The 4,882-nt window shown below is 73.6% G+C and carries 6 protein-coding genes; all 6 read right to left on the bottom strand.

All coding sequences use genetic code 11. The features are described 5' to 3' along the window. On the bottom strand, window positions 1-454 hold a 454-nt coding region (locus FNQ90_RS12725; RefSeq protein ID WP_182606479.1), incomplete at its 3' end, for a VOC family protein. Then, the gene (locus FNQ90_RS12720) at window positions 451-1,542 is read right to left on the bottom strand and encodes a Gfo/Idh/MocA family oxidoreductase (protein ID WP_182606478.1); all 1,092 of its coding nucleotides are present in this window, start codon (window positions 1,540-1,542) and stop codon (window positions 451-453) included. The genes FNQ90_RS12725 and FNQ90_RS12720, both read right to left, overlap by 4 nt. After that, the gene (locus FNQ90_RS12715; protein ID WP_182606477.1) at window positions 1,539-2,939 is read right to left on the bottom strand and encodes a salicylate synthase; all 1,401 of its coding nucleotides are present in this window, start codon (window positions 2,937-2,939) and stop codon (window positions 1,539-1,541) included. The genes FNQ90_RS12720 and FNQ90_RS12715 overlap by 4 nt, the downstream gene beginning before the upstream one ends. Window positions 2,940-3,090: 151 nt before the next feature. Beyond that, window positions 3,091-3,876 carry a thioesterase II family protein gene (locus FNQ90_RS12710; RefSeq protein WP_182606476.1) on the bottom strand — a complete coding sequence of 262 codons (786 nt, stop codon included), beginning with the start codon at window positions 3,874-3,876 and terminating at the stop codon, window positions 3,091-3,093. Between the two features lie 263 nt (window positions 3,877-4,139). Further along, window positions 4,140-4,418, bottom strand: coding sequence for a hypothetical protein (locus FNQ90_RS12705; RefSeq protein ID WP_182606475.1), 279 nt, complete (start codon window positions 4,416-4,418; stop codon window positions 4,140-4,142). Next, window positions 4,419-4,733: a maltokinase N-terminal cap-like domain-containing protein gene (locus FNQ90_RS12700; protein ID WP_228471087.1), complete on the bottom strand. Its 315-nt coding sequence runs from the start codon at window positions 4,731-4,733 to the stop codon at window positions 4,419-4,421. It lies immediately after the preceding gene. Window positions 4,734-4,882 lie beyond the last annotated feature (149 nt).

Raw genomic sequence — 4,882 nt, 5'->3', positions numbered from 1 at the left:
GGAACGGCAGCCGGTCCTGCCGGGGGTAGGCGAACCGGAAGCGGGTGGGCTCGCCGCCGGGCGGGGTGCGCCTCCACGGCACCGCGCGGCCGAACGGCACCCCGACGCCCCGTAGTTCGGCCAGGTCGGCGCGGAGGTCCGGCCCCCCGGTGACCAGGGCCACGTCGACGAACCCCTCGGGCTCGCGTGACCAGCGGACCATGCGCTCCCCGGAACCGCGGCCCCCGATCAGCGTCATCGGCCACTTGAACCACCGGGCGCCCGCCGGGGTGGTCAGCAACTCGATGATCGGCCCCTCGGGGAACCAGATGTGGGCGTGTTGCGCCTTGTGCTCGGCCGTGGCGTAGCGCACCTCGAAACCGAGTTCGCGGTAGTCCCGTACCGCCCGGCGCAGGTCGTCCACGCGGATCAGCACATGGCTGCACCGGCGGCCCCGGGAGACGGCGCGCCTCACGGCTCCAGCCCTTCGACGGCGGCGGTCAGTTCGGCGGTGGGCAGCGACTCCGGCTCCCCGGGCCTGATCAGTTCGGGCATGCCGAGCCGTGCCGTCAGGTCGGCCCAGGCACGGGAGACGCCGAGTGCCCACTGGCCGCTCCCGGCCCGGCGTTCCGGGCGGGCGATGTCCTCGCACAGGCGGAGCAGGGAGCGTCGTACGGCGTCCGGCCACAGTCCGGTGAACACGTCGTGGAAGGTGCTCGTGCCGGCGGGGCCCAGGACGGTGGTGCTGGGTTCCTTCAGGCGGTCGACACGCTCACCGCTCATCACCAGCCGCCCGGTCGCGTCGCGGGGCGCGTGCATGCGGGCGTTCCACAGCACCGGCCCGTGCGTGTCGGCGAGGGTCAGCACCCCGCCCTCGCAGCCGAGCGCGACGCGGTGCATCAGGTAGGAGTGGTTGTCGGGATCCTCGGGGTGCACCTGGTTCTGCACCCGCAGCGTGACCGGCACACCGCCCACGACGGCGTTCAGGCTCGTGAACGGCTGCCCGGCCGTCCGGACGGGTTCGTCGAACGACCAGGGGCGCAGGGCCCCGACCGCCCGGCCGATCACATCGAGCAGCGGATACGCGACCTGGCTGTTGCACACGGCGTCGACGAAGCGGATCCCCTGTCGTCGCCGCACCACCTCGGCCGCCGCGAGGAAGCGGCGGACGGGCACGAGATCGGGGTGGAGCGTGTTCACCGCGTAAGCCGACCCGCCCTCCCGCGCCGCCCGCACGCACTCGGTGATCTCGGCGGTGTGCACGGGGTGTTCCTGGAGCACGTGGATCCCCCGGGCCAGCAGTGCCCGCGCGATCCGCGAGCCGGGCCCCCCGGTCGCCCCGGAGCGCACCACCACGCAGGCGATGTCGACCTCCTCCGGGACCTCGGCCACGGAGGTGAACAGCGGCACCCCGTGCCGCTCGGCGAGCGCGCGTGAGTAGTCGCCGCCCCGGACCAGGACGCCCGCGAGCCGGAAGTGCTCGGGAGCCGACAGCACGGCGTCGAGATAGACCCGCCCGAACGACGTACCGGCCACCACCACCCGCAGGGGCGCCCCGCTCATGCCCGCCCCCGTACCCGCGTGGCGGCCGACGCGACGGACTTCCGGGAGCCGTCCGCGGACACCAGATGCCGGGAGACACCGCGCAGTTTCTCCCGGGTCTCCTCCATCTCCCGCTCCGGATCGGACTGGGCGACGACGCCCGCGCCGGCCCGCAGCCAGGTGCGTCCGTCCCGTCGGTACACACTGCGCAGCACCAGTGCCGCGTCGATCGAACCGTCGCGGTCCGCCGCGAGCACGGCTCCGCTGTACAGACCGCGCGGCTCCGGTTCGGCATCCCGGATGAGCCCGTACGCCGCGGACTTGGGTATCCCGGAGGCGGTCACGGCGGGAAACAGCGCGGCGAACGCCTCCCACGGACGCCGCCCCTCGGCGAGCCGTCCGGTGAGCTCGGAGCCGAGGTGCTGGACGCTTCCCCGCTCCTTGACGTTCATGAACTCCCGGACGCACACCGTCCCGGGCGCGCAGACCCCGGCCAGTTCGTCGGCCGCCAGACGCACGGAGACCGCGTGCTCGTACACCTCTTTCGGGTCGCGCGTCAGCTCGTCCCGCAGCGCGAGATCGGCGTCGGCGAGGCCGTGCCGGGCACGGGTTCCGGCGAGCGGCTGGGTGCGCACCACCCCGTCGGCCGTCACCTCGGCGACGATCTCGGGGCTGAAGCCCGCGACCTCCCAGCCACCGAGCCGCAGGACGAAGGAACGGGCGGGGGTGTTCGCCCGACGTCCCACCAGATAGGTGGCGGGCAGGTCGAGCGGGCGGGTCACCGGCACCGGCCGGGACAGGATCACCTTCTCCAGGAGGCCGGACCGGATGTCGGCCACGGCACGCGCCACCGCCGTCCGGTACGCCTCGCCGCCGTGGTCATCCACATCCGCCGCCACCGCGGGGTCCGGGGTCGGCGCCCAGGAGTCCGCCCGGACACGTGCCGCGGCCAGCCGCAGCTCCAACTCGTCGAGGTCGGCCGGGTCCAGCGAGCGGAGCAGGGCCGTTTCCCCGTCGAGACGGATCTCCCGGGCGGGCACCATCAGGCGCATCAACTCCGGAAGCCCCTCGGCGTCGGCGGCCCCGTGTGGCGGGCCGGAGAGGGCATGGGCCAGCTCGAAGCCCGCCCAGCCGTACGCCGCCCAGCCGTTCACGTCGATGAGCGACAGGGCCCGGTCGAGGGCCTCCATGGGCCGTCCCGACACCCACCGCTCGGGCTTCCCGCCCCCGGGACGCAGCGCGGCACCCCCCTCGGTGACCGTGACGGAGATGTGCTCCCCTTCCGCCCACGAGGCGGTTCCGTGGCGTTCGTACCCGACGTGCGGACCGGTGGCCGTCGCCGCGAGCACGGCGACCGTGGCGACCGGATCGGCACCGGCCGGTACGCGGCGTTCCGCGTAGCCGTGGGTCGGACTCAATGCGTCTCCTTCGTGCGGGCGGCAGCAGCGCGCCGCCGATCCGGCCCGCGTGCGCGGGTCCCGGACGGGTCCGGATCCGAGCCGGTCGCTCGGGTGCGTGATTCGGAGTCCCGGGCGGTGCCCGGGGAGAGGGAGGCGGGCCGAGGGCGTCTCAGGGGGACGCGTCGGTGAGGGCCGTCAGGTGCCGCAGCAGTGCCCGGCGCCGTGGCACCAGGTAGAAGTGGTCCCCGGGCAGTTCCTCGAGCGCGAAGGGGCCTGCGGTGTGCTCGGCCCACCGGAGCGCCCGGTCGCGGCTCACCTCGGGGTCCTCGGTGCCGATGACGGCGGTGACCGGGCATCGGAGCGGCGCACCGGGCCGGTGGCGGTAGGTTTCCGCCAACCGGAAGTCGTCGCGGATGGCGGGCAGGAGCGCCCGGAGCAGCTCCGGGCTGTTCAGCACGATCTCGTCGGTGCCCCCCAGCCGGGTCAACTCCGCGATGACGGACTCGTCGGACAGCAGGTGGACGTCGCCTCCCACGAAGTCCGAGGGGGCGCGCCGACCGGACACGACGAGGTGCGCGACGGATCTTCCCCGGGCCCGTTCCAGCAGACGGGCGGTCTCATAGGCGACGAGCGCCCCGAGGCTGTGCCCGAAGAGGACGAGGGGGCGGTCGGGTAAGCGCAGAAGCGACTCGACCGCGGTGGCGGCCAGCTCCTCGACGTCGGCGGGGAAGGGGTCGGTGAAACGATCCTGCCGCCCCGGGTACTGAACCGCCCATACCTCGACATCGGGCGCCAGGTCCTCCGTCCATGTCGAGAAGAAGCCGGCCGCGCCCCCGGCGTGCGGGAAGCAGACCATCCTGGTCGCCGCGCCCGGGCGCGGCTCACGACATCGCAGACAACCCTCGAGCGCCGCCCGCCCCCGGGGCTGCGCGACGCCCGTCCCCCAACCAGCCATGCGTCCCCCTGTGCGCGCACATTGGCCAAACACTAAGGCAAGGCTCACCTTACGTGTACAACGTACGCACGCGTCAAGGAGAAGCCCTTGGTCGAAAGTCATCTTAGCTTACGAAAATCGTTTTCAGGTGGGGATTTCCGTGGCCCCTGTGAAGGAAGCGGCCCTCGCCTCCCTCGCCCTGCCCGGAGGGCGTGCTCGACGGCCTCTCCCGCCTGTCGGTGGCCTGCCGGGAGATCACCCATCGCCCCTGCCACGACCGCCCCTCACCTGCGGTTCCGGGTGACGACGGACTTCACGGCGGGCCGACCCGGGCCGCCCCCGCTCCCCCGTCCGGTGACGGTGGCGTCCGCCGAGGCGACCTCGGTACCGACGGCGCGCGCGACGACGAGTTCCTCCCCACCCGCGCCGACCACCGTGGTGGGCCCCTCGTTCCGACAGGTCGGGGTCTCGACGTCGGCGAACGCGGGGGAGTGCGGTTCGCCGTTCCGCTCCGGGCGCACGGTGGGCTCACGCGACTGCCGGTGCCCGTCGGCCTCGATCACCTACTCGGCCTGGTCCTGCCGCCCGAGGGCGCACCTGATCATCGCCGTCACCCCGACCGGGCCGCCGCACGCGTCGTACACCCACCGCCTGCCGAGCACCGAGTGCTCGGTGGTGCCGAGCGGGAACTCCTCCGCCCCCTCCAGCGGCGCGCCGCGATACGTCATCGGCACGTGCCGCAGCACCCCGTCGTCCCCCTCGACCAGGAAGGCCTCGAAGCCCACCTCGCCCGCCGGGTCGTCGAAGCGGTGGGCGCCGACCTGCCGGACTCCGGATCCGGAGTCGGAGCCACCCGGGTTCCAGGGCTGTCGGGGCAGCCATCCGCCGATCAGGTCGAGCTTGCCGGGTGTGAGCGTTGCTTGGTAAATGAGCGCCGTGCCCCGGACGTCAGCCGACCGGGCCCCGCCGCGCGGTGGCGCGACGGGGCACGGTCGGCTGACGTCCGGGGCTGTCTCTTATACACAGC

This window comes from Streptomyces alkaliphilus (genome assembly GCF_014141535.1).
Taxonomy (GTDB): Bacteria; Actinomycetota; Actinomycetes; order Streptomycetales; family Streptomycetaceae; genus Streptomyces; species Streptomyces alkaliphilus.
The sequence above is the reverse complement of the archived record's forward strand: the minus strand, read 5'-3'. Positions and strand labels throughout refer to the sequence as shown.

Coding starts and splice junctions, on each gene's coding strand:
- FNQ90_RS12720 (WP_182606478.1), bottom strand. CDS start 1,542: ATGAGCGGGGCGCCCCTGCGGGTGGTGGTGGCCGGTACGTCGTTCGGG.
- FNQ90_RS12710 (WP_182606476.1), bottom strand. CDS start 3,876: ATGGCTGGTTGGGGGACGGGCGTCGCGCAGCCCCGGGGGCGGGCGGCG.